Annotated in this window: 23 protein-coding genes; 20 read left to right on the top strand and 3 right to left on the bottom strand. The window is 72.0% G+C overall.

The window, feature by feature from the left end; genetic code table 11:
- Window positions 1-48: 48 nt before the first annotated feature.
- From ACWGIF_RS09790 to ACWGIF_RS09780, 3 genes are all read left to right on the top strand, one after another.
- The gene (locus ACWGIF_RS09790; protein ID WP_453493673.1) at window positions 49-1,428 is read left to right on the top strand and encodes an aminotransferase class III-fold pyridoxal phosphate-dependent enzyme; all 1,380 of its coding nucleotides are present in this window, start codon (window positions 49-51) and stop codon (window positions 1,426-1,428) included.
- A gap of 145 nt (window positions 1,429-1,573) precedes the next feature.
- A complete protein-coding gene (locus tag ACWGIF_RS09785; protein WP_453493670.1) occupies window positions 1,574-2,239 on the top strand; it encodes a GntR family transcriptional regulator in 666 nt (221 codons plus the stop codon).
- Between the two features lie 106 nt (window positions 2,240-2,345).
- Window positions 2,346-2,996: a hypothetical protein gene (locus ACWGIF_RS09780; RefSeq protein ID WP_453493667.1), complete on the top strand. Its 651-nt coding sequence runs from the start codon at window positions 2,346-2,348 to the stop codon at window positions 2,994-2,996.
- Between the two features lie 139 nt (window positions 2,997-3,135).
- Here ACWGIF_RS09780 and ACWGIF_RS09775 read toward each other — a convergent pair whose 3' ends face one another.
- Window positions 3,136-3,882 carry an SLATT domain-containing protein gene (locus ACWGIF_RS09775; protein ID WP_453493664.1) on the bottom strand — a complete coding sequence of 249 codons (747 nt, stop codon included), beginning with the start codon at window positions 3,880-3,882 and terminating at the stop codon, window positions 3,136-3,138.
- Between the two features lie 272 nt (window positions 3,883-4,154).
- On the opposite strand from ACWGIF_RS09775, the gene ACWGIF_RS09770 reads away from it, so the two are divergent.
- The 7 genes from ACWGIF_RS09770 (at window position 4,155) to ACWGIF_RS09740 (ending at window position 10,248) form a co-directional block, all read left to right on the top strand.
- Window positions 4,155-4,499: a YbaB/EbfC family nucleoid-associated protein gene (locus ACWGIF_RS09770; protein ID WP_453493661.1), complete on the top strand. Its 345-nt coding sequence runs from the start codon at window positions 4,155-4,157 to the stop codon at window positions 4,497-4,499.
- A gap of 60 nt (window positions 4,500-4,559) precedes the next feature.
- Window positions 4,560-5,159 (top strand): recombination mediator RecR, encoded by a 600-nt coding sequence (recR, locus tag ACWGIF_RS09765; protein WP_030010802.1) that lies wholly within the window; start codon window positions 4,560-4,562, stop codon window positions 5,157-5,159.
- Window positions 5,152-5,799: a DUF5063 domain-containing protein gene (locus ACWGIF_RS09760; protein ID WP_453493658.1), complete on the top strand. Its 648-nt coding sequence runs from the start codon at window positions 5,152-5,154 to the stop codon at window positions 5,797-5,799. The genes recR and ACWGIF_RS09760 overlap by 8 nt, the downstream gene beginning before the upstream one ends.
- A gap of 120 nt (window positions 5,800-5,919) precedes the next feature.
- The gene (locus ACWGIF_RS09755; protein ID WP_453493655.1) at window positions 5,920-7,194 is read left to right on the top strand and encodes an aspartate kinase; all 1,275 of its coding nucleotides are present in this window, start codon (window positions 5,920-5,922) and stop codon (window positions 7,192-7,194) included.
- Window positions 7,191-8,264: an aspartate-semialdehyde dehydrogenase gene (locus tag ACWGIF_RS09750; RefSeq protein ID WP_453493652.1), complete on the top strand. Its 1,074-nt coding sequence runs from the start codon at window positions 7,191-7,193 to the stop codon at window positions 8,262-8,264. The genes ACWGIF_RS09755 and ACWGIF_RS09750 overlap by 4 nt, the downstream gene beginning before the upstream one ends.
- Window positions 8,265-8,434: 170 nt before the next feature.
- Window positions 8,435-9,169 carry a SigE family RNA polymerase sigma factor gene (locus ACWGIF_RS09745; RefSeq protein WP_453493649.1) on the top strand — a complete coding sequence of 245 codons (735 nt, stop codon included), beginning with the start codon at window positions 8,435-8,437 and terminating at the stop codon, window positions 9,167-9,169.
- Window positions 9,166-10,248: a hypothetical protein gene (locus ACWGIF_RS09740; RefSeq protein WP_453493646.1), complete on the top strand. Its 1,083-nt coding sequence runs from the start codon at window positions 9,166-9,168 to the stop codon at window positions 10,246-10,248. The genes ACWGIF_RS09745 and ACWGIF_RS09740 overlap by 4 nt, the downstream gene beginning before the upstream one ends.
- Before the next feature lie 61 nt (window positions 10,249-10,309).
- On the opposite strand, the gene ACWGIF_RS09735 is transcribed toward ACWGIF_RS09740, so the two are convergent.
- Together ACWGIF_RS09735 and ACWGIF_RS09730 are read right to left on the bottom strand one after the other, a co-directional pair.
- Window positions 10,310-11,089: an SURF1 family protein gene (locus tag ACWGIF_RS09735; RefSeq protein ID WP_453493643.1), complete on the bottom strand. Its 780-nt coding sequence runs from the start codon at window positions 11,087-11,089 to the stop codon at window positions 10,310-10,312.
- 43 nt (window positions 11,090-11,132) lie between these two features.
- Window positions 11,133-12,938: a prolyl oligopeptidase family serine peptidase gene (locus tag ACWGIF_RS09730; protein ID WP_453493640.1), complete on the bottom strand. Its 1,806-nt coding sequence runs from the start codon at window positions 12,936-12,938 to the stop codon at window positions 11,133-11,135.
- A gap of 88 nt (window positions 12,939-13,026) precedes the next feature.
- Between ACWGIF_RS09730 and ACWGIF_RS09725 the strand changes: the two genes are divergently transcribed.
- The 10 genes from ACWGIF_RS09725 to ACWGIF_RS09680 all read left to right on the top strand — a co-directional run.
- Complete coding sequence (locus ACWGIF_RS09725) at window positions 13,027-13,194, top strand: hypothetical protein (protein ID WP_453493637.1); 168 nt, start codon at window positions 13,027-13,029, stop codon at window positions 13,192-13,194.
- A 17-nt stretch (window positions 13,195-13,211) separates the two neighbouring features.
- Entirely contained in the window at window positions 13,212-14,513 is a 1,302-nt protein-coding gene (gene codA, locus ACWGIF_RS09720; protein ID WP_453493634.1) for a cytosine deaminase, read from the top strand.
- Window positions 14,514-14,519: 6 nt separating this feature from the next.
- Complete coding sequence (locus ACWGIF_RS09715) at window positions 14,520-15,107, top strand: HD domain-containing protein (protein WP_453493631.1); 588 nt, start codon at window positions 14,520-14,522, stop codon at window positions 15,105-15,107.
- A gap of 147 nt (window positions 15,108-15,254) precedes the next feature.
- Complete coding sequence (locus tag ACWGIF_RS09710; protein ID WP_453493628.1) at window positions 15,255-15,776, top strand: DUF5956 family protein; 522 nt, start codon at window positions 15,255-15,257, stop codon at window positions 15,774-15,776.
- 70 nt (window positions 15,777-15,846) lie between these two features.
- Window positions 15,847-16,125, top strand: coding sequence for a hypothetical protein (locus tag ACWGIF_RS09705; protein ID WP_453493625.1), 279 nt, complete (start codon window positions 15,847-15,849; stop codon window positions 16,123-16,125).
- A 126-nt stretch (window positions 16,126-16,251) separates the two neighbouring features.
- Window positions 16,252-17,316 (top strand): PucR family transcriptional regulator, encoded by a 1,065-nt coding sequence (locus tag ACWGIF_RS09700; RefSeq protein WP_453493622.1) that lies wholly within the window; start codon window positions 16,252-16,254, stop codon window positions 17,314-17,316.
- Between the two features lie 137 nt (window positions 17,317-17,453).
- On the top strand, window positions 17,454-17,963 hold the full coding sequence (locus tag ACWGIF_RS09695; protein ID WP_453493619.1) for a hypothetical protein: 510 nt from the start codon (window positions 17,454-17,456) through the stop codon (window positions 17,961-17,963).
- Between the two features lie 70 nt (window positions 17,964-18,033).
- Entirely contained in the window at window positions 18,034-19,557 is a 1,524-nt protein-coding gene (locus ACWGIF_RS09690; protein ID WP_453493616.1) for a flotillin family protein, read from the top strand.
- A 511-nt stretch (window positions 19,558-20,068) separates the two neighbouring features.
- Window positions 20,069-20,503, top strand: coding sequence for a hypothetical protein (locus tag ACWGIF_RS09685; RefSeq protein ID WP_453493613.1), 435 nt, complete (start codon window positions 20,069-20,071; stop codon window positions 20,501-20,503).
- Between the two features lie 104 nt (window positions 20,504-20,607).
- Window positions 20,608-22,587: tetratricopeptide repeat protein (locus tag ACWGIF_RS09680; RefSeq protein WP_453493610.1), on the top strand; the 1,980-nt coding region annotated here is incomplete at its 3' end.

Raw genomic sequence — 22,587 nt, 5'->3', positions numbered from 1 at the left:
ACAGTCCGCCGATATCCCTCCCCACCTGCGCACTTCTAGCGTGACGTCATGACCCCTCACGTCACCCCGCACACCTCGCTCACCCCGCACACCCTTGCCGCGGTGAAGGACGCAGACCGGAAGCACGTCTTCCACTCCTGGTCCGCCCAGGCCCTGATCGACCCGCTCGCCGTCGCCGGGGCCGAGGGGTCGTACTTCTGGGACTACGGCGGCAAGCGCTTCCTCGACTTCTCCTCCCAGCTGGTCAACACCAACATCGGCCACCAGCACCCCAAGGTCGTCGCCGCCATCCAGGAGCAGGCCGCCCGCCTCTGCACCCTCGCCCCCGGCTTCGCCGTGGACGTCCGCTCCGAGGCCGCACGCCTCATCGCCGAGCGGACCCCCGGCGACCTGGACAAGATCTTCTTCACCAACGGCGGCGCCGAGGCCGTCGAGAACGCCGTCCGCATGGCCCGTCTGCACACGGGCCGCGCCAAGGTGCTCTCCACCTACCGCTCGTACCACGGGGCCACCGCCGCCGCGATCAACCTGACCGGCGACCCGCGCCGCTGGCCCTCCGACGCGGCCGCCGCCGGCGTCGTGCACTTCTGGGGCCCGTACCTCTACCGCTCCGCCTTCCACGCCACCACCGAGGCCGAGGAGTGCGCCCGCGCCCTCGCCCACCTCGCCGACACCATCGTCTTCGAGGGGCCGCAGACCATCGCGGCGATCATCCTGGAGAGCGTGCCCGGCACCGCCGGGATCATGACCCCGCCGGCCGGTTACCTCGCGGGCGTGCGCGAGCTCTGCGACCGTCACGGCATCGTCTTCATCCTCGACGAGGTCATGTCGGGCTTCGGCCGCACCGGGGCGTGGTTCGCCGCCGACCACTGGGGCGTCACCCCCGACCTGATCACCTTCGCCAAGGGAGTGAACAGCGGGTACGTGCCGCTCGGCGGCGTGGCCATCTCGGCCGCCATCGCCGAGACCTTCGCCACGCGCCCCTACCCGGGCGGACTGACGTACTCCGGCCACCCCCTGGCCTGCGCCGCCGCCGTCGCGACGATCACCACCATGGAGGAGGAGGGCGTCGTCGAGCACGCCGCCCACCTCGGCGAGAACGTGATCGGCCCGGCCCTCGCCGAGATCGCCGAGCGGCACCCCTCGGTCGGCGAGGTCCGGGGCCTGGGGGCCTTCTGGGCGCTGGAACTCGTACGGGACAGGGAGATGCGCGAGCCGCTCGTCCCCTACAACGCGGCCGGTGCGGACAACGCGCCGATGGCCGAGTTCGCGGCGGCCTGCAAGGCCTCCGGCCTGTGGCCCTTCGTCAACATGAACCGCACCCACGTCGTCCCGCCGTGCACCATCACGGAGGCCGAGGCGAAGGAGGGGCTGGCCCTGCTGGACGAGGCGCTGTCGGTGGCCGACCGCCACACGACGGCCGGCTAGCCACTGGGGCAGGCATCTGGGAGGGGTGGCCGATTTGCATAGGTATGGCGGGTTATGGCTCCGTATATCGGCCACCTACCGCTCGGTTTCGGCCTCGCTGTCTGGCCTATGGTGTCCGAAGCTCTACGACAGGAGACGGACCCCTATGCCAGGCAGCGGCGCTGTCACCCGCAACACACTTCGCCAGCAGATCGCGGACGCGCTGCGTGACGAGGTGCTCGCGGGACGCCTGCCTCCGGGGACCGAGTTCACCGTCAAGCAGATCGCCGAGCAGTACGAGGTCTCCGCGACGCCGGTGCGCGAGGCGCTCGTCGACCTCTCGGCGCAGGGGCTGCTCGAACTCGTCCAGCACCGGGGCTTTCGCGTGCGGGTCTTCTCCGTGGACGACTTCCGCGGAATGATCGAGGCCCGCTCGCTGGTCGTCGACGGGATCTTCCGCCGGCTCGCCGAGCGCGGCACGGCCCCCGGCTCCGGCGAGCTGCTGGTGTCGGTGCGCCGCCGGGGCGAGGAGGCGCGGCGGGCCGCCCACAGCGGTTCGCTCGAAGTACTGATCGGCTACGACCTGCGCTTCTGGCGGGAGCTGAGCGGGCTGGTCGCCAACACCTACATCTCCGAGTTCCTGCACCGCATCCGCGTGCAGTGCTGGGTCTTCGCCGTCCCTCACCTCCAGCGCGAGCCGCGGCTGCGGGGGACGCTGTGGGACGGGCACAGCGATCTGGTGGACGCCGTGACGCTGGCGGACGCCGACGCGGTACGCCGCATAGTGCAGGACTACAACCAGCACCAGCTGGACTGGGCCGCCCGCATCTAGGGCCTGTCCGGGCCCCTTCCGTGCCCAGGTTCTGCGCACCCCTTCGCTGAGCGTGTCCGGCCCACTACGCTGGCCCGAGCGGCGACAACGACTGATCGGAGGCCGCGTGGCTTGTGACCTGTGGCTGGTACCCCTTGTCGATGTGCTGTGCCACAGCCCCGACAACCCCTTCGCGGAAGAGATCGCCTCGTACGACAAGGCGCTGGGCGCGGCCGGACTGCCGTCCGTGCCCGTGTTCGCGTACATGCCCGGGCTGAGCGGGGACGTCGCCCCGGTCGCCGGCTTCGACTACGACGCCCTGCATTTCCTGAGGCGGGCGTACCTCCTGCAGCTCTGCGGGCTGCCGGTGACCCCGGTGGACGAGCTGGGCGGGGACTACGACCAGCTGCTGGAGATGTTCGAGCCCACGGCGCAGCAGTCACACCTGGTGTGGCACTACGACCACGCGGGGGCGTACGTCCCGGTGGACTTCGCGGCGCCGCTGGCGAACGAGGAGCTGCTCGCCGGGGGCGGTCCCCTGGGGTCCGCGCAGGGCTTGCTGCGGGAGCTGCTGTTCGTCGCCCCCGCCATCGGGATAGACCCGGGGAACCCGCCCGCGGCGCCGGCTCCGCCCGGGAGACCGACGCTGCTGGAGGAGCCGGCGGGGCCGATTCCCTACGACGACAGTCCCTTCGCGCGTGAGCGGCACGTCTGGCTCGGGCTGCACGCCGCTGCGACGCGGAGCCTCGGGCAAGGCTCGATGATCATCTTCAGCTGACGCGGCCGGCGGGTCGGTGGCGGGGCTGGCGGGGCCGGCGGGTGGCTGGGGACGTCCCCCTGCCCGGACTCCGCCCCGGCTCGAACCTCACTCGCCGACAGGCTGGAGCGGCACCGGTCTGAGACGGCCCCGCGGGGCGTCAGCGGGGCTGTTCCGGAGGGCGCTGGCGGGGCATGTTCGGGCGGGTGCCCGGGGGCAGGGGGAAGCGGGCCGGGGGGACGTACGCGTCGGGGCGGGTCCCGGAGGCGCCCAGGGACTGCATTACCAGCGGTGCGGGCCCGGACCGGAACTCCACCATCCAGTCCGCCGTCTCCGAGCGCACCAGCTCCGTGATGTCCTCCGAGAAGCGGCGCAGCACGGTCAGGCACCGCTCGGCGGCCTCGCTGGCCGTGCCCTCGGTGGGGCCGAGCACCTCCCGTACGTTCTCCGACGCCCAGTCGAACTGGAGGGTCAGGAGCCGCCGCTGCACCGCCTGGGCCGTGGCCACGTCGCGCATCCACCCGGACGTCAGCCCGAAGAACCGGTCGCAGGCCAGTGCGGCCGCGCCCAGCAGCAGCGCGAGGTACCCGTACGTGGACGCGCCCGGCAGCGAGCCCGTCAGCTCCAGCAGCGGCATCGAGGCGCCCGTGACGGCGCCCACGGCCGCCCCGGCGCGCAGCACACGCGCACCGCGCCGCTTCCACGCGCGGTCGGACAGGTACCACGCGGCGGTGCGCAGCGCATCGGCTTCGACCCGCCGGTAGAGCTCGTCGAGCCGCTCGGCGGGCTCGCCCCAGTCCCCGAGGGGGAACGGCCGGCCGGTCAGATCGCCCGCCGCCATCGGTCCGCCGCCTTCCTCCCGGGGATCCCGGGGTGGCCCCTCGGGCTGCATCTCCGGCTGGCTCACCCGGCACTCCCTCTGCCTGCGCTGACGTGTGGTGGTGCGCGTGTGCGCAATGATGCGCATGCTCTTCCTACCTTCGAATGACGCGCGATGGGCGACGATTCCCGGGATTTCCGCCCGCAAGGAGGTCTCCATCAGGTACGCGTACGCCTCGTCTCTCACTCGAAAGAGTTGGTCCTCTCGGCGTAGGGCGCGGCGCCCGGGGAGCACGTAGGCTCGGATTGACCAAGCGTTCCGAAGGTCTCGATCGTATCGACGTATGGAGTGAGTGCCCTGTGATTCCCGGTGGTGGCCAGCCCAACATGCAGCAGCTACTCCAGCAGGCCCAGAAGATGCAGCAGGATCTCGCGGCTGCGCAGGAGGAGCTCGCCCGGACCGAGGTCGAAGGTCAGGCCGGCGGCGGTCTGGTCAAGGCGACCGTCACCGGGTCCGGTGAGCTGCTCGCACTGGTGATCGACCCGAAGGCCGTGGACCCCGAGGACACGGAGACGCTCGCCGACCTGGTGGTCGCGGCGGTCCAGGCGGCCGGCGAGAACGCCCAGGCGCTCCAGCAGCAGAAGCTGGGCCCCCTGGCCCAGGGCCTGGGCGGCGGCAGCGGCATCCCCGGCCTCCCGTTCTAGTCCACCCGTAGACCGGGCCGGCTCCGGCCGGCCCGACCGAAAACGAAAGAAGGCAGTCCGTTGTACGAAGGCGTGGTTCAGGACCTGATCGACGAACTGGGCAGGCTGCCCGGCGTCGGGCCCAAGAGCGCGCAGCGGATCGCCTTCCACATCCTGCAGGCCGAACCCACCGACGTCCGCCGCCTCGCGCACGCGCTGCTGGAGGTCAAGGACAAGGTCCGGTTCTGCGCGGTGTGCGGGAACGTGGCGCAGGAGGAGCGGTGCGGCATCTGCCGGGACCCGCGCCGGGACACCACGGTCATCTGTGTGGTCGAGGAGCCCAAGGACGTCGTCGCGATCGAGCGGACCCGCGAGTTCCGGGGCAAGTACCACGTCCTCGGCGGCGCGATCAGCCCGATCGAGGGCGTCGGCCCGGACGACCTGCGCATCCGTGAGCTGCTGGCGCGCCTGGCGGACGGCGAGGTGACCGAGCTGATCCTCGCCACCGACCCGAACCTGGAGGGCGAGGCGACCGCCACCTACCTCGCCCGCATGATCAAACCCATGGGCCTGAAGGTCACCCGCCTGGCCAGCGGGCTCCCCGTCGGGGGAGATCTGGAGTACGCGGACGAGGTCACGCTCGGGCGGGCCTTTGAAGGAAGGCGACTTCTCGATGTCTGACGCAACGCTGCACGCCCTCGGCCAGGATCCGGACGACTTCGCCGCCTCGATCGCGGACCAGATCGAGTCGTTCATCGTTGCGGTCACCGAGGTGGCCAAGGGCGAGGACCCGGACAGTGCCGTTCCGTTCCTCCTGCTGGAGGTCTCGCAGCTGCTGCTCGCGGGCGGCCGGCTCGGCGCGTACCAGGACGTGCTGCCCGACGAGCGCTACGAGCCCGATCTCGGCCCGGAGCCGGACGTGGACGACCTGCGCGAGCGCTTCGCGATCATGCTGGAGCCGGTCGACGTCTACTCCGAGGTCTTCGACCCGTACGAGCCGCGCAAGGCCCCGGTCGCGCACCGGATCTCCGACGATCTGGCCGAAGTGGTCGCCGACCTGCGGCACGGTCTCATCCACCACCAGTCGGGCCGCATCACCGAGGCGCTGTGGTGGTGGCAGTTCTCGTACTTCACCAACTGGGGCCCGACGGCCTCGGCCACCCTGCGCGCCCTCCAGTCGCTGATCGCCCACGTACGCCTGGACCAGCCGCTGGCGGCACTCGACGGCCTGGACACCGACGAGGACCTGGCCGAGGACGACCTCGCTGAGCAGGCCGGACGGGTGATGGCCGAGGAGCTCGGCGGCCTGGGCCGGAAGTGATCGTCCGGCGGCGGAACCCATTCTTTGATCTTTTCGTCTCATGATGCGGTACGAAGCGGTCGGATCGCGGGCGCTCGTTAGACTGCACCAGCAATGAGACGGACTGAGCGAGGAGCGCACGTGGGCCTTGTCGTGCAGAAGTACGGAGGCTCCTCCGTAGCCGATGCCGAGGGCATCAAGCGCGTCGCCAAGCGGATCGTGGATGCCAAGAAGAACGGCCACCAGGTCGTCGTCGTGGTATCCGCGATGGGCGACACGACGGACGAGCTGATCGATCTCGCCGAGCAGGTATCCCCGATGCCTGCCGGGCGGGAATTCGACATGCTGCTGACCGCCGGAGAGCGGATCTCCATGGCCCTGCTGGCCATGGCGATCAAAAACCTGGGCCACGAGGCCCAGTCGTTCACCGGCAGCCAGGCAGGCGTGATCACCGACTCGGTCCACAACAAAGCGCGCATCATCGATGTCACGCCGGGCCGAATCCGCACCGCGCTGGACGAGGGCAACATCGCCATCGTCGCCGGCTTCCAGGGTGTGTCCGCGGACTCCAAGGACATCACCACTCTCGGTCGCGGCGGCTCGGACACGACCGCCGTCGCGCTCGCCGCGGCGCTGGACGCCGAGGTCTGCGAGATCTACACCGACGTCGACGGCGTCTTCACCGCGGACCCCCGCGTCGTGAAGAAGGCCAAGAAGCTCGACTGGATCTCCTCCGAGGACATGCTGGAGCTCGCCGCCTCCGGTTCCAAGGTGCTGCTGCACCGCTGTGTCGAGTACGCACGCCGATACAACATCCCGATCCACGTCCGCTCGTCCTTCTCGGGGCTGCCGGGCACGTGGGTCAGCAACGAGAATCCGCAAGGGGACGAGCAGGTGGAGCACGCCATCATCTCCGGAGTCGCTCACGACGTCTCCGAAGCCAAGATCACGGTCGTCGGCGTCCCGGACAAGCCGGGTGAGGCCGCGGCGATCTTCCGCGCCATCGCGGACGCCGAGATCAACATCGACATGATCGTGCAGAACGTCTCTGCGGCCGCGACGGGCCTCACCGACATCTCCTTCACGCTCCCGAAGACCGAGGGCCACAAGGCCATCGAAGCCCTGGAGAAGGCGAAGGGCGCGATCGGCTTCGAGTCCCTGCGCTACGACGACCAGATCGGCAAGATCTCCCTGGTCGGCGCCGGCATGAAGACGAACCCGGGCGTCACCGCCTCCTTCTTCCAGGCGCTGTCCGACGCGGGGGTCAACATCGAGCTGATCTCCACCTCCGAGATCCGCATCTCGGTCGTGACCCGCCAGGACGACGTCAACGAGGCCGTCCGCGCCGTGCACACGGCCTTCGGCCTCGACTCCGACAGCGACGAGGCCGTCGTCTACGGAGGCACCGGACGATGACCCGCACCCGGTCGTCCGCCCCGGCACTCGCCGTGGTCGGGGCGACCGGAGCAGTCGGTTCGGTCCTGCTCCAGATCCTGTCCCAGCGGGCTGACGTCTGGGGCGACATACGCCTGATCGCCTCCGCGCGTTCGGCCGGCCGCATGCTGGCCGTTCGCGGGGAGGAGAGCGAGGTGCTCGCCCTCACCGAGGACGCCTTCGACGGCCTCGGGCCGGGCGACATCGCCCTCTTCCTGACCCCGGCCGAGGTCTCGGCCCGTTGGGCTCCCGTCGTCACCGCGCGCGGCGCGGTCGTCGTCGACCAGTCCGCCGCCTTCCGGGACGACCCGAAGGTCCCCCTGGTGGTGCCCGAGGTCAACGGGCACGCCGTACGGATCCGGCCGCGCGGGATCGTCGCCGGCCCGGACTGCGTGACCGCCGCCATGATTGCGGCCCTCGGCGCCCTGCACGCCGAGTACTCCCTCTCCGAGCTGGTGGTGTCCTCGTACCAGGCCGCCAGCGCCGCCGGCCGGGCCGGCTCCGAGGCGCTGCGCCGCCAGCTGTCCCTGGTGGCGGGGACCTCGCTGGGGGAGCAGACCGGTGACGTACGCCGTGCCGTGGGCGAGGACACCGGCCCCTTCGCGGCTCCGCTCGCCCTCAACGTCGTGCCCTGGTCCGGAGAGCTGCGGACGGACGGCTGGTCCTCGCACGAGCTGGCGGTACGGAGCGAGACGCGCCGGATCCTGCAGCTGGAGCAGCTGCCGGTGTCGGTGACCTGTGTGCAGGTGCCGGTGCTGACCGGCCACTCGCTGACCGTGCGGGCCCGGTTCGAGCGCGAGGCGCAGGCGCCGCGCGCCCGGGAGATCCTGGAGGCCGCGCCCGGCGTGGTGCTCGTGGACGACCCCGCGGTGGGCGAGTTCCCCACCCCCGTGGACGCCGCCGGGACGGATCCGGCCTGGGTGGGGCGGGTGCGGGCCTCGCTCGACGACCCGTACGCCCTGGAGTTCTTCGTGTGCGCCGACAATCTCCGCAAGGGTGCGGCCCTGAATGCCACGCAGATCGCGGAACTGATCGCGGGTGAATTTGCGTAATTCGCTTTGTAGGATCGGTCCTGATCCCTTGATCAAGGTGATGGCCCGACTGCCGTCTCGATAAGACGGGGCAATCGGGAAGAGCGGGTACGCATGAGGGCAAGAGGGATTTTGCTGATGAGGCTGCCTCGCGCGTACAACCCTGACGGGGGGACGCGTGTCCTACAGGCGTGGCAGAGGCACTGCTGGAGTTGGCCGTCCTACCGGCGCATACCGGGATCATCCCGTCGCGCCGGGGCTTCCGTGTACCCGGCGGCGGTCTTCCCGTGATCCTGCCCGTCCCGCCGGCGGGGCCTGCAGAGGCGCCCGCACGGACCTCCGTACCGATCCGGGGCGGCCTCGTGCCCGCACCGCGCGACAGCGCTGAGGCGGACGGGAGCGGCAAGAGCGAGACGGCCGAGGTGGTGGCGGGCACCACCGTCGACCACCTCACGGCGACCTACCAGGCGCACTACCGCTCGCTCCTGGGCCTGGCCGCACTGCTCCTCGACGACACCGCCTCCTGCGAGGACGTGGTCCAGGAGGCGTTCATCCGGGTGCACTCGGCCCGTAACCGGGTCCGCGACCGGGAGAAGACCCTGGCGTACCTGCGCCAGACCGTCGTGAACCTCTCGCGCTCCGCCCTGCGCCGGCGCATCCTCGGCCTCAAGCTGCTGTCGAAGCCGATGCCGGACATGGCGAGCGCCGAGGAGGGCGCGTACGACCAGCTGGAGCGGGACGACCTGATCAAGGCGATGCGCGGGCTCCAGCGCCGCCAGCGCGAGGTGCTGGTGCTGCGCTACTTCGCGGACATGACGGAAGCCCAGGTCGCCGAGACGCTCGGGGTGTCGCTCGGCTCGGTGAAGGCGTACGGATCGCGGGGCATTGCCGCGCTGCGGGTGGCGATGGAGGCTGCGCAGTCATGACGGACGACCACACCCAGCCGGGCGGAGCGGGCGGCGAAGAGGCACTGCGGAGCCTGCTGCGCGGGGCCGTCGAGGGCCTGCAGCCCTCCGCGGACGCGCTGGAACGCCTGAGGTACGCCGTGCCCGCACGCCAGGTCCGCAGGAGACGCCAGGCCGTCCTCGGCGCCGCCGTGGCGGCGCTGCTCGCCGGGACCGGGATCCCGGCCGTGCTGCACCTGGCGGGCGGCGAGAGCGCGTCCGCCGACCGACCGGCCGTGGCCGGCCACGGTGCGCACTCCGGCGACAAGCCGGGGGGCGCCTCCGAGCCTCATCAGAACGGACACGGAGCCCACCCGAAGTCCACCCACTCCCTCGGCAACGCCCCGGCCGTGGGCGGCGCCACCGGGGAACCGGACGCCACGGGGGGAGGTTCCCCGGCCGGCGGTGTGACGGCGGGCCCCTCGGGCACCGGCACCTCGGGCGGAACCCTCGGCTCCGTCGGCTCGGTGGCGGGTTCGGGCCCGATGCCACCGTTGGCACCGCCGGGGAGCGTGCCCGGGTGCGGTGCGGACCAGCTGCTGGTGGTGGGTTCGTCCCGGGCGCCGGAGGCCGACGGCAGGGTGTACGGCAGCTTCAGGGTCACCAACGTCTCGGCGCACGGCTGCGCCGTCACCGGCCAGGACACCGTGGCGGCCTCGGCGGCCGGCACCCCCGGAACGGGGTCCGCGGTCGCCGTGGTGGGACACAAGCCGGGGGATCCCGCGACCGGGCTGCTGCCCGATCCGTCGTCGGCGGCGCCGGCCCTGGTCCTCACGCCGAACACTTCGTACGAGGTCCGCTTCGCGTGGGTGCCGTCCGGGGAGGCCTGTGCGACGACGAAGCCGGACGCGGGCGGGAATCCGCCGCAGGGCGACTCCGCGGGCACCTCGGGCGGCACCGGGAATCAGGCGGCCTCCGACCCGACGACGGGCGCACCCCCGGTTCCGGCCGGCGTCGCGGTGTCCCACGTTCCTCAGGCGGGTGCGGCGACCACGCAGACGACGATCCCCGAGGTCTGCGGCGGCACGGTCTACCGGACGGGTGCGATCCCGACGGACTAGTCCGCCGGATCAGTCCGCCGGATCAGCCCGCCCACCTGCCCGTCGGATCCGCTGCGGGGGATCAGTCCGCCGGGACCGGCTGCGGTTCGGGGTCGAGCAGGCCCGCCTCGGCGTCGCGGAGGGTCTCCACCTCACGCCGGTAGAGCCGGAACCACATGAAGAGGACGAAGGCGGCGAAGACGAACCACTCGCCGGTGTAACCGAGGTTCTGGAATGCCTTCAGATCCAGCCCGGTGTTGTTCGGCGCCTGAGCCGGCACCGGAACCATCCCGTCCGCCGGGGTCTGCACGGTCAGCCAGGCGTCGTACAGGTCGTACGGGACGATGTTGACCAGCGAGGCCGCCCCGATGACCCCGAGCTGCCCGGCGGGCAGGCCGCCCTGGGAGTGGACCCCCTTCGTGCCGGAGTTCTCCGAGGACTGCAGGGCCCCGGTGACCTCGACGCGGCCGGTCGGCGGGGCCGGCGCCCTGGCCGGGTCCGCCGCTCCCGGCAGCCAGCCCCGGACCACCGGGACGGCCTTGCCGGAGTCGGTCTTCAGCAGGGTCAGAACGTAGAAGCCGGTGGCGCCGTCGAGCCTGCGCTCGGGCACCAGCAGCTGGTCACCGTACTCACCGGCCGCGGAGGCCAGCCGTCCGGAGGTCTTCCTGTCGACCGGCAGCAGCGAGTCCAGGGGCGCGGCCACCTGGTCGGCGGGCCGCTCGGCGTTCGCCTCCCGGTGGCTGTCCACGCGGTCCTCGAAGCGGTCGAGCTGCCAGGTCCCCATGAACAGGCAGAAGGGGACGGCGAGCGCGACGAAGACGTTGATCCCCCACCAGCGCGGGGTAAGGAGAAACCGGTGCACCCCACCACCGTACGGGGGGTGCACCGGTGGCCGTCCCGCAGGGTCAGACGGGCAGGTGCTTCAACGCGAACTCCAGCTCCATCCGGACCTGCTTGATGCGTTCCTCCACCACCAGCGAGCCGTGACCGGCGTCGTACCGGTACACCTCGTGGACCGCGCCGCGCGCGGCGAGCCGGTCCACGTAGTTGTCGATCTGGCGGATCGGGCAGCGCGGGTCGTTGACGCCCGCCGCGATGTGCACGGGGGCCGACACCCGGTCCACGTACGTCAGGGGCGAGGACGCCGCGAAGCGGTCCGGGACCTCCTCCGGCGTCCCGCCGAAGAGGGTGCGGTCCAGGGCCTTCAGCGCCTCCATCTCGTCGTGGTAGGCCGTGACGTAGTCCGCGACCGGTACGGCCGCCAGGCCCACGGCCCAGGCGTCCGGTTCGGTGCCCAGGCCCAGCAGCGTCAGGTACCCGCCCCAGGAGCCGCCCGAAAGGACCAGGCGCGCCGGGTCGGCGAGGCCGGTGGAGACCGCCCACTCCCGGACCGCCGCGATGTCTTCCAGCTCGATCAGGCCGACCCGGTGCTTGAGGGCGTCCGTCCACGCCCGGCCGTAGCCCGTGGAGCCGCGGTAGTTGACCCGCACGACCGCGAAGCCGTGGTCCAGCCAGGCCGCCGGGGTCGCCGCGAAGGCGTCGCTGTCGTGCCAGGTGGGGCCGCCGTGGATCTCGAAGATCGTCGGGAAGGGGCCGTCGCCGCGGCCCGCGGGCCGCTGCGCGAGAGCGTGGATCCGCCCGCCCGGGCCCTCGACCCACACGTCCTCCACCGGCAGCGAGCCGGGCGCCCGGAAGCCGGGCGGGTCCAGGACGATCCCGCCCGCCGTGGACCGCACCGACGAGGGCTCGGCGGCCGAGGACCACAGGTACTCCACCGTCCCGTCGGGCCGCGCGGTGGCCCCCGACACCGTTCCCGGCGGCGTGTCGACGCGTACGAGCTCCCGCGCGGCCAGGTCGTAGCGCCACAGCTCGCTGCGCGCCTGGTAGCTGTGCGCGACCAGGAGCGCGGAACCGTCCGGGTACCACTCGGCGCTGACGTCTCCCGGCAGGTCGATCGCGAGGTCCTCCTCGGCGCCGGAGGCCACGTCCCACACCATCGGCTCCCAGCGACCGCGCCGCTGGTGGCCGACGAGGAGCCGGGTGTCGCCCGCGACGGGCGCGAAGCCGAGGACCTCCAGGCCGAGCTCCTCGGTGGCGCCCCGGGAGTCGTCCAGCTCGGCGACCGTGGTCCCGTCGAGGGTCACCACGCGCAGGGCGCAGTGCATCGCGTCACCGTGCTCGGTGTGCTCGACGGCCACGAGGGTCCCGTCGCGGGACAGGTCGCCGACGCCGGCCGACTCCCGGTGCCGGTAGATCACGGTGGGCGCGGAGCCGTCCGGCCGGACCACGTGGATCGTCGAGCCGCCCTCGTCGGTGGAGCGCCCGACGACGGCCGTCCCGTCGCGGCCGATGGCCAGCCCGGCGGGGTACGAGGGCTCCAGGCCGGGGGTCGCCGGTTCGTCGGGGCCGCCCCCGAAGGGCTGGCGCACCCAGGTGCCGAACTCGTCGCCGTCCGTGTCGGAGAACCACCAGATCCACTCGCCGTCGGGGGAGAGGGCGCCGTCGGTGGTGCCGTTGGGGCGGTCGGTGGCCTGCCGCTGCGCGCCGGTGTTCCGGTCCCAGGCGTAGAGCTCGAACGTTCCGGTCGCGTTGGAGACGAAGAGAGAACGGTCCGGTGCGTCCTCGGCCCAGTCGGGGAGCCCGACGCGCGGTGCCCGGAACCGCTTCTCCCACTCGGGCGTCTCGGGGGTGATCTCGCTGTCGCTGGTCATGCGCCCCATTGTGGCCGCAGCGGTCCCCCGGATGCCGACTGCTCCGAACGGGCGCACAGTGGAACCCGTAGCCCAAGGAGGAAAGATCATGGCCAAGAAGGCCCGTACCGGCCACCACAGCCACCAGGACTCCGAGCGTGCCCTGGCGAAGAACACGGCCGCCGAGGCCCGCGCCAAGGCCGCCGCCCGGGACGGGATGTCATCCGCCGCGAAGACGCGCGGCATGCAGCAGAAGGCCCAGGCGAAGCGCGGCTGAGTCCGTAGGCTGGCGCCATGCGGATGATCGTCCGGGGCGCCCGGCTGCTCCACACCTCCGGCCTGTCCGACGTCGAGGTCGCGGAGGACGGCCGCATCGCGCGGGTGATCCCGTACGACGACCAGAAGGAACCCCCCGCCACCGGGCTCCTCGTCGAGGCCCACGGCGACCTGCTCACCGCCCCCTTCGTCGAGCCGCACATCCACCTCGACACGGCGCTGACCGCCGGAGAGCCGCGCCCCAACGCCTCCGGCACGCTGTGGGAGGGCATCGCCTGCTGGAGCGAGCGCAAACGGACCCTGACCCGCGAGGACGTGATCGCGCGGGCGAGCGAGGTGCTGCGCTGGCAGGCCGCCCAGGGGGTGCTGCACGTGCGCACGCACTGCGACATCACCGACCCGGCCCTGACCGCGCTCGACGCGCTGCTCGAAGTGCGCGACCGGGTGCGGGACGTCATGACCCTGCAGATCGTGGCCTTCCCGCAGGAGGGCATCGTCTCCTTCCCCGACGGCGAGGCGCTGCTGCGCGAGGCGGTCGCCCGCGGAGCGGACGTCGTGGGCGCGATCCCGCACTTCGAGGACACTCGCGAGGACGGCGTGGCCTCGCTGCGGACGGCCTTCGCACTCGCCGAGGAGCACGGCCTGCGGGTGGACGCGCACTGCGACGAGATCGACGACGAGCAGTCCCGTTTCGTGGAGGTGCTGGCCACGCTGGCCCTGCGCTCGGGCCTGCGCGAGCGCGCCACGGCCTCGCACACGACGGCCATGGGCTCCTACAACGGCGCGTACAGCTTCAAGCTCCAGCGGCTGCTGTCCCGTTCCGGCATCAACCTGGTCGCCAACCCCTTCGCCAACCTCAACCTCCAGGGCCGCTTCGACGCGTATCCCAAGCGGCGCGGCCTCACCCAGGTCAAGGAGATGCTGGCGGCCGGGGTCAACGTGGCCTTCGGCCACGACGACGTGATGGACCCCTGGAACGCCCTGGGCACCGCCAATCCGCTCCAGACCGCCCTCGTCGGGCTGTACGCGGCCCAGCTGACCGGGGCGCAGGACATCCCCACCGCCTTCTCGATGGTGACGGACCGTGCGGCCCGCGTGCTGGGCCTTTCCGAGGCGGAGTACGGCATCACCGCGGGCGCCCCCGCCTCCTTCGTCCTCCTCCCGGCCCCGTCGCCCGAAGAGGCGATCCGCCGCCAGGTCCGGCCCCGGTACGTCGTCTCGCGCGGCTCGGTCCTCGCCGAGACGCCGCCCGCCCCGACCCGGCTGTCCTGGCCGGGGGAGCCCCCGTCGCAGGTGGACTTCGCCCGCCGCCTACGCTGACGCCCCATGACGTGGACGCTTGACACCAACTCAGCCCGGGCCGCTCTGGAGATCGCGTCGGAGTATGCGGACACGGCGCTGCTGAACCACTCCGTCCGCTCCTATGCCTTCGGAGCGCGGTACGCGGCCGACCACGGCCTGGAGTACGACGCTGAACTCCTCTACGTATCGGCCCTGCTGCACGATCTGGGCCTGACCGCGCCGTTCGACAGCCACACCCTGCCCTTCGAGGAGGCGGGCGGCCACGTCGCCCGCGTGCTGACGGCGGGCCTGGGCTGGCCGACGGCCCGCCGGGCCCGCGCCGCAGAGGTGATCGTGCTGCACATGCGGGACGACGTGAGCGCGGACGAGGACGTGGAGAGCCACCTCCTGCAGGTCGGCACGAGCGCCGACGTCTCGGGCCTGCGCGTGGCCGCGTTCGATCCGTCCTTCACGGCCGGCCTCCTCGCCGCGCACCCGCGGGGCACCTTCGGCGCCGACTTCCTCGCTCGTGTCGAGGACCAGGCGGCCCGCAAGCCCGACTGCGCGGCGGCCGCGTACGTCGCGGGCGGGGCGGCCGGCCGCATCGCCGCCAATCCCCTGGAGCGGATGTAGGAGGGGCCGCGCCTCAAGCGGTCCGGCCCGGTGCTCGCTGCGGGACGGCGCCCACGAACGGGCCGGGCCGCCGCCGCACGCGGAGCGGACCGTACGGCCACCCCGGAGGTCACCCACATCCGCCACCGCGTCGGATAGCGTGCCCGCATGTCGTGGGACGAGGACGGAACACCGCACCCGCTCGCACTGCGCCGCACCGGCCGCAGCGAACTGGAGCCGGACCGGCTGCCCGAGATCAGGGAGCTGGAGGTGCTCGGCTGGGAGCCCGCGCCCGAGGGCCTGCGCTGGGTGTTCCTCCCGTACGTCTGGCCCCCGGCGGCCCGGACGTGGATCCCCGACCGCTCCACCCACTGGGCGGTGGACACCGCGCTCGACGGCCACGGCCACGTCACCGGGGTCGAGTGCGCCCCCCTTCCCGGGCCCGATCTCCGCGACCTCGACCGGGAGGCCGACGCGGCCCTCGCCGGCCTCGGCCTCCCGCCCCGGCCGCCCGGCCGCCTCTGGCTGCTCCGCCCCGTCGGCCCTTTCGCCACCGTCGGCGCGGTCCTCGACCACCTCGACACCGTGGCCGCCGAACGCGCCGTGGAGGCCCGGCCCTCCACGGCCTTCCTCACCCTGGCCCGCGCCGAGCTCGCCGAACTCGCCGCACTGCACTCGGACGGCGGCTGAGACACGTCCCAGGCCTCCCGGCGCTCTCGTGGCTACCCTGGTCATGGGGGGTCACGCGGGAGGCGAACCCATGAGCCGGCGCCATCACTTCCACATCGACCACGGCGGGCACTCGGTCAGCGCCACGGTCCAGACCGGGCACAAGGCCGTCGTCGAGGTGCTCGTCGACGGCAAGGAGACGGGCTACGCCACGACACACCACGATCACCCCGTGACCGTGCGCGTCGAGCTGCCGACGGATCCCCCGACGCAGGTGTCCGTCCGCGCGACGCCCGGCCCGGGTGTGCCCCGCTGCATCTTCGAGGCGCCGGCCGTCGAGCCGCACATCATGTCACCACGCCCCTACTGAGGGTCGGCCTGGCGGCCCGGCCGGGCCCGGTGGGAGCGCGGCCGCACGCGAGGGGCGCCCCGGCACGTGTCACCCTGGTCCCCGACGTCGAAACCTGTCATGGAGGCGTCAGGATCGGGGGAAACCATGGCCGAGGGGACGGCTCCGGCAGATCATCTGGCGGGGTACGCCGACATCCTGCTCGACGCCTGCGCCACAGGACGCCGGCTCACGCGCGCCGAGCTGGACTCGCGCAGGGCGCAGGGCATGCGGGCGGCGGAGGCGGGGTTCGCCCTGCGCGGGCTCGTCCGGGCCCACCTGGCCGGGGCGCGGGAGGTGCATCCGCGGTTGCCGGCCGGGGCGGTGGAACCGCTGCTGGCGGCGGTGGAGCAGGCGGTGGACGCCTTCGCAGAGGGTTACGAGCGCTCGCAGCACCAGGCCGTCCGCCAAGAGGAGGCCGCACGGCGCGAGTTCATCGACGACCTCCTGTACGGGCGCAGTGACCTGGGCCGGCTGGCGGAGCGGGCCGTGCGGTTCGGTCTGCGGCTTTCACAGGCCCATGCGGTCGCGGTGGCCCAGGGCCGCGAGCCGTACGGCGACGGCTACCCGGTGGCCCGCGGGATCGAGGAGACCGTGCTGGCCCGGTTCGGCAAGCGGCAGATCCTGCTGACCACGAAGGACGGCCGGCTGGTCTGCGTCGCCCCCGGCGAACAGCCCGAGGTCCTGGACTACTTCGCCAAGCAGGCGTACGCCGCCACCGACGGCGGCCGCGTCGCCATCGGCCGCTCCCACCAGGGACCCGGCGGGGTCGTCCACTCGTACGAGGAAGCCCTCAACGCCCTCGAACTCGCCGACCGGATGGGGCTGGAGGGACCGGTGCTGCACGCTGCCGACCTGCTCGTCTACCCGGTCCTGACGCGAGACCGGCAGGCCATGGCCGACCTGGTGGAGAGCGTCCTCGGCCCGCTGCGGGGGGCCCGCGGCGGTGCCCAGCCCCTCATCGAAACCCTGACCGCGTACTTCGACAGCGGCTGCGTGGCGACCGAGGCCGCGCGGCGGCTGTCGCTGAGCGTGCGGGCGCTGACGTACCGGCTGGAGCGCATCCAGGGCCTGACCGGAGCCGACCCGGCCGATCCCCGGCACCGCTACAGCCTGCAGACCGCGGTGATCGGCGCCCGGCTGCTGGACTGGCCGGGTGACACCGGGGCCTGAGCCCGGGCCTCCGGTCCTTCCGGCCGTGCGTTAAAGAAGCGTAAAGACTGCCGGGCACAGGCAATGCGCACGACCGCGTCGCGGTGGCACGATCCCCGCATCCGGGTGGAAACGCCGGCGGAGGGGGGAAGGTGCTCGTGGGCTTGTTTCTCGGTCTCGGCATGGCGGGGATCGCGCTGCTCGTCGCCTCGCTGGTGTTCGACGGAATCCTTGAGGGCGTCTTCGACGGCGCCCTGAACGGGCTGTTCGACGGCTGGCTGTCGCTCCCGGTCGTCGCCGGCTTCGTCTCGATGCTCGGTTTCACGGGGGCGATCGTGCTCGGGACCACCGAACTCGGGCCGGGAGCGGCCATCGCCGCCGGAGCCCTCGCGGGAGCGGGCGCCGGCTGGCTCACCTGGCGGCTGAGCCGGGCCCTCCTACGGGATCACAGCGGAGCCGCGCCGCGCCAGGACGATCTCGTGGGATCGGCCGGGACGGTGGTCACGGCAATTCCGCCCTGCGGCTACGGCGAGGTGCTCCTGCGCCTGGCCGGGCAGCCGGTCAAGTACGCGGCGACCGCCGACGGCCCGCTGGCGCGAGGCGCCGAGGTATGGGTCACGGCTGCGCCTTCGTCCACCTCGGTCAGCGTGCGGGCCGTCGAGCACTGACGGTCCCTCCTCCACCTGCCCCTTCATCCACCACCGATCTGCCCCCAGAGGGAGGCAGGGGGGATTGATCATGAACCCAGTCGTCATCGCGGTCGTGGGAGTCGTCGTACTCCTCGTCCTGCTCGCCCTGGTCGTCGTCACCCGCTACAAGGTCGCCGGGCCCAGCGAGGCGTTCATCATCACCGGCCGCCGCGGGAAGAGCTCCACCGACCCCGAAACCGGACGGATATCGACCGACAACAGCGGCCAGAAGGTCGTGGTCGGCGGCGGCGTGTTCGTCGTCCCCTTCGTCCAGCAGCGGTACAGCCTCGACCTCTCCAGCCGGCACATCCCGGTCGCCGTCCGCGGCGCGGTCACCCTGCGCGGCATCAAGGCCAACCTGGAGGGCGTCGCGATCGTCAAGGTCGGCGGCACCGAGGACGCCATCCGCGCCGCCGCTCAGCGCTTCCTCCAGCAGCAGGACGGCATCGTCGGCTTCACCCAGGAAGTACTGTCCGGTGCTCTGCGCGCCATCGTCGGACGGATGTCGGTGGAGGACATCATCCGGGACCGCGCCGCGTTCGCCGGCCAGGTCGCCGAGGAGGCCGAGGCCAGCCTGTCGGGCCAGGGCCTGGTCCTGGACGCCTTCCAGATCCAGGACATCACCACCGAGGGCTCCTACCTCGAAGACCTGGGCCGTCCCGAGGCCGCCCGCGCCAAGCAGGAGGCGGACATCGCCGAGGCCAACTCCCGCCGGGTGGCCGAGCAGGCCCGGCTGAAGGCCGAGGAGGAGATCGCCGTCGCCGAGCGGACCCTGTACCTGCGCCAGGCGGAGATCAAGGCCGAGACCGATGCGGCCGCCGCCCAGGCCAACGCGGCAGGCCCGCTCGCCGAGGCCGACCGCCAGCAGCAGATCCTGGCCGAACAGGAGAAGGTAGCCGAGCGCCAGGCCGCCCTGACCGACCGCCAGCTCGACACCCAGGTCCGCAAGCCCGCCGACGCCCGCCGCTACGAGGCCGAACAGGAGGCGGAGGCCAAGCGCGTGGCCCGGGTCAAGCAGGCCGAGGCCGAACGTCTCGCGGCCATCGCCGCCGCCCAGGCCGAGGCCGAGCGGGCCCGGCTCACCGGTGAGGGCGAGAAGCAGCGCCGTTCGGCCCTGGCCGAGGCCGAGGCCATCGAGGGCGCCAAGCGCGGTGAGGCCGAGCGGGCCCGGCGCGCGGCGATCGCGGAGGCGGTGCGCCTCGAAGGCGACGCGGAGGCGGCGGCCATCGCGGCCAAGGGCGCCGCCGAGGCCGAGGCGATGCAGAAGAAGGCCGACGCGTTCGCGAGCTACGGCGACGCGGCGGTGATCCAGATGATGGTCGAGGCACTGCCGCAGGTCGTGGCCAAGGCCGCCGAACCGCTGGCCGCCATCGAGAAGATGACCGTCATCTCCACCGACGGCGCGAGCAAGCTCTCCCGTACCGTCGCCGACAACGTCGCCCAGGGCATGGAACTCCTCGGCGCCACCACCGGCGTCGACCTGGCCCAGCTCCTCAAGGGCCTCACGGCGGCGCAGCCGGACTCCGCACCCGCACCCGCGGCGTCCAACGGGAAGATCGAGATCGCCGGCTAGCCGTCCGCCCCGCCCGGGGGTCCGCAGCGCGGAAGACGCGTGAAGCGGACCCCGGGGCCACTGCCCGGCGGAGCGCATTCGGGCGCGGTCCTCGTCCCCGCCGACGATCCCGCCGACGGTCATCCGCCGCCAGGACCCGCCGCCGGGAACGCAGGAAGGGCCTGATCCGCGATGCGGATCAGGCCCTTGACCTGGTCTTACGAAGGAACCCACGACCTCTTCGTCCCGAATGAGGTCACGTAGAGCCGCTGCCCCCGCCGGTATCCAGTCGCCGAAGCTCAGAGGCTGGGAAAGCGCTGGCTGCCGGGTGTCTGAGAGGCGGCGAAGCCAAGATTTTCTCCCCAATTTCTCCCAGACCCATGAGCGCGCACTCGTCCAGTTCGCGGGGCTTGTAGGCTCCTCGGCCGCCGACGTCGTGGCAGGCGGACGCGGAGTTGGTGGTTCGGCTGAACGGGTGCGAGGTCTCTTCCTATGCTGGGCTTCTTGTCCGTTGATGCGTGGGGGTGTTGTCGTGTTGGTCGAGGGACTGATTGCGGTGGCGGCGGCTGGTGGCGGGGCGATCGTGCAGGCGGCGGGGACGGATGCCTGGGCCGGGATCCGCAGCGGTGTCGCGCGGATCCTTGGTCGGGGCGAGGCAGGGCGGGAGCGTGCCGAGCTTGAGCGGCTCGATCAGACCCGGGCGGAGCTGGAGTCGGCCGGCGACGGAGCCGGGTCGGAACGGGTGCAGACCGTTCTGGTGACCCGCTGGCAGACCCGCCTGGAGATGCTCCTTGAGCAGCTCACGGAGGAAGAGCGGCAGGGGGTGGCTGCTGAGCTGCAGGCCCTTGTCGAGCAGGTTCGGGCTCAGGCCCCGGTACAGAGCACGCACAACGACTTCAGCAACGCGACATTCACGGACAGCCAGGTTCTCGGCAGCGGCACTCAGAACAACACGATCAACCGGTAGCGGTACAGGCGGTGGGCGTGGGGGGGAAGACACCCGGAAAGCGCAAGAGCGCCGGGAAGAAGGACAAGCATCCCAGGCAGGGACAACCATCCGGTAGCAGTTTCGTGGGTGCGTCTTTCGAGCGCAGTCAGGTGCTCGGTAGCGGGACGCAGACCACGAAGATCAACGTGCAGGCGTACGCGGCGGTGCCGACCGCACTGAACTCTCTACCGGGGCTGCCACAGGAGTTCACCGGCCGCGAGGACGAGCTCGCCAAGATCCTGTCCATGCTTGACCCGGGAAGTGGTTCGGGTGCGGCGGTCGGGTCGGTCGCGGGGCTGCCGGGCGTGGGCAAGACCACGCTCGCCCATGCCGTCGGGCATGCCGCACTCGATAAGGGCTGGTTCACCGGAGTTCAGGTGGTGAACCTGCGCGGCTACGACCCGACCCCAGTTTCGCCGGAGGACGCCCTGGAAGCGCTGCTGCGCGCCCTTGGTGTCGCGGCGGCTCACATCCCGCCCACGCTGGACGAGCGGGAGGGGCTCTACCGGTCCCAACTCGACGCTCTGGCAAGGGAGGAGCAGCGGGTTCTGATCCTGGCGGACAACGCCTCGACCTCGGACCAGGTCCGGCCGCTGCTGCCAGCCCGTCACCACGCAGTACTGGTGACCTCACGACACGCCCTGCCCGGGCTCGGCGCCCGCCTGTTCAATCTTCACTCTCTCCAGCCGGATGCCGCTGTCGACCTCCTGCACCAGCGACTGGAGGTCGCCTACCCCGACGACCGGCGGGTCGAGGACGAGCCCGCGGCCGCGGATGAGCTCGCCGCACTCTGCGGCTACCTGCCCCTCGCGCTGCAGATCGCCGCCGCTCTCCTCGCCGACGACCCCGACCAACCGATTTCCGAGCGGGTGCGGATGCTCGCCGATGCTGGCACCCGCCTCGGCGGCCTCGACGACGGCGAACGCAACCTCCGGGCCGTCTTCGACGAATGCCTCACCCGCCTCTCCCATCAGGAGGCTGACCTCTACCGCCTCCTGGGTCTCCACCCCGGCCCGGACATCTCCACCCTCGCCGCCGCGGCCCTCACCGGCCAGCCCGCCGACAAGATCACCCCGCTGCTGCGACAGCTCGTCCGAGCACGCCTGCTCACTCAGAACAGCCAGGCACGCGACCGCTGGTCCATGCATGACCTCCTGCGCGTCCACGCCCAGGAACAGGCTCGCACCAGCATGGACCGTGACCGAGTTCCCCGCCGACGCTACGAACAGGCCCGCACTCGACTCACCGATTACTACGTCCGCCACTCGCAGGCAGCCGACACCCACCTCCGGTCGCCCGGCGAGGTTGTATCGACGTTGTTCGCCGGACGGGAGCAGGCGCTGGCGTGGTTCGACGCCGAGCGCGAGAATCTCCTCGCCTCCATCCACACCCACGCCCGCACCCGGCCGGCTTCAACCCTCGGGTTCGCCCTCGGCCGCTACCTGGGATGGCGACGCCGACTCCAGGACCTGCTGACCGTGCGCGCCCACGCACTCGAAGCCTGCCAGGCACTCGGGGACGCTTTGAATCTGGCCGGCGCCTGGAACAACCTCGGCAACGCACTCAGGGAGCTCCGGCGCGACGCGGAAGCACTCGACGCCCACCAAACCGCCCTCGACCTCTTCCAGCAGACCGGCGACACCAACGGCCAAGCCAGGGCCTGGAACAACCTCGGCGCCGCACTCAGGGAGCTCCAGCGCGACGCGGAAGCACTAGACGCCTGCCAAACCGCTCTCGACCTCTTCCAGGAGACCGGCGACACCAACGGCCAAGCCGGCGCCTGGAACAGCCTCGGCAACGCACTCAGAAAGCTCATGCGCCACGCGGAAGCACTCGACGCCTGCCAAACCGCTCTCGACCTCTTCCAGGAGACCGGCGACACCAACGGCCAAGCCAGGGCCTGGACCAGCCTCGGCACCACACTCGGAGGGCTCCGGCGCCACACCGAAGCACTCGACGCCTGCCAAACCGCCCTCGACCTCTTCCAGCAGACGGGCGACACCAACGGCCAAGCCAGGGCCTGGAACAGCCTCGGCACCACACTCGGAGGGCTCCGACGCCAC

The organism is Streptomyces sp. NPDC054849 (genome assembly GCF_053610945.1).
The sequence above is the reverse complement of the archived record's forward strand: the minus strand, read 5'-3'. Positions and strand labels throughout refer to the sequence as shown.

Excerpts from the sequence above, each read along its gene's own strand:
- ACWGIF_RS09790 (WP_453493673.1), top strand. The coding sequence starts at position 49 with ATGACCCCTCACGTCACCCCGCACACCTCGCTCACCCCGCACACCCTT.
- ACWGIF_RS09785 (WP_453493670.1), top strand. The coding sequence starts at position 1,574 with ATGCCAGGCAGCGGCGCTGTCACCCGCAACACACTTCGCCAGCAGATC.
- ACWGIF_RS09760 (WP_453493658.1), top strand. The coding sequence starts at position 5,152 with ATGTCTGACGCAACGCTGCACGCCCTCGGCCAGGATCCGGACGACTTC.
- ACWGIF_RS09750 (WP_453493652.1), top strand. The coding sequence starts at position 7,191 with ATGACCCGCACCCGGTCGTCCGCCCCGGCACTCGCCGTGGTCGGGGCG.
- ACWGIF_RS09740 (WP_453493646.1), top strand. The coding sequence starts at position 9,166 with ATGACGGACGACCACACCCAGCCGGGCGGAGCGGGCGGCGAAGAGGCA.
- ACWGIF_RS09730 (WP_453493640.1), bottom strand. The coding sequence starts at position 12,938 with ATGACCAGCGACAGCGAGATCACCCCCGAGACGCCCGAGTGGGAGAAG.
- ACWGIF_RS09725 (WP_453493637.1), top strand. The coding sequence starts at position 13,027 with ATGGCCAAGAAGGCCCGTACCGGCCACCACAGCCACCAGGACTCCGAG.
- codA (WP_453493634.1), top strand. The coding sequence starts at position 13,212 with ATGCGGATGATCGTCCGGGGCGCCCGGCTGCTCCACACCTCCGGCCTG.
- ACWGIF_RS09715 (WP_453493631.1), top strand. The coding sequence starts at position 14,520 with ATGACGTGGACGCTTGACACCAACTCAGCCCGGGCCGCTCTGGAGATC.
- ACWGIF_RS09710 (WP_453493628.1), top strand. The coding sequence starts at position 15,255 with ATGTCGTGGGACGAGGACGGAACACCGCACCCGCTCGCACTGCGCCGC.
- ACWGIF_RS09705 (WP_453493625.1), top strand. The coding sequence starts at position 15,847 with ATGAGCCGGCGCCATCACTTCCACATCGACCACGGCGGGCACTCGGTC.
- ACWGIF_RS09700 (WP_453493622.1), top strand. The coding sequence starts at position 16,252 with ATGGCCGAGGGGACGGCTCCGGCAGATCATCTGGCGGGGTACGCCGAC.
- ACWGIF_RS09690 (WP_453493616.1), top strand. The coding sequence starts at position 18,034 with ATGAACCCAGTCGTCATCGCGGTCGTGGGAGTCGTCGTACTCCTCGTC.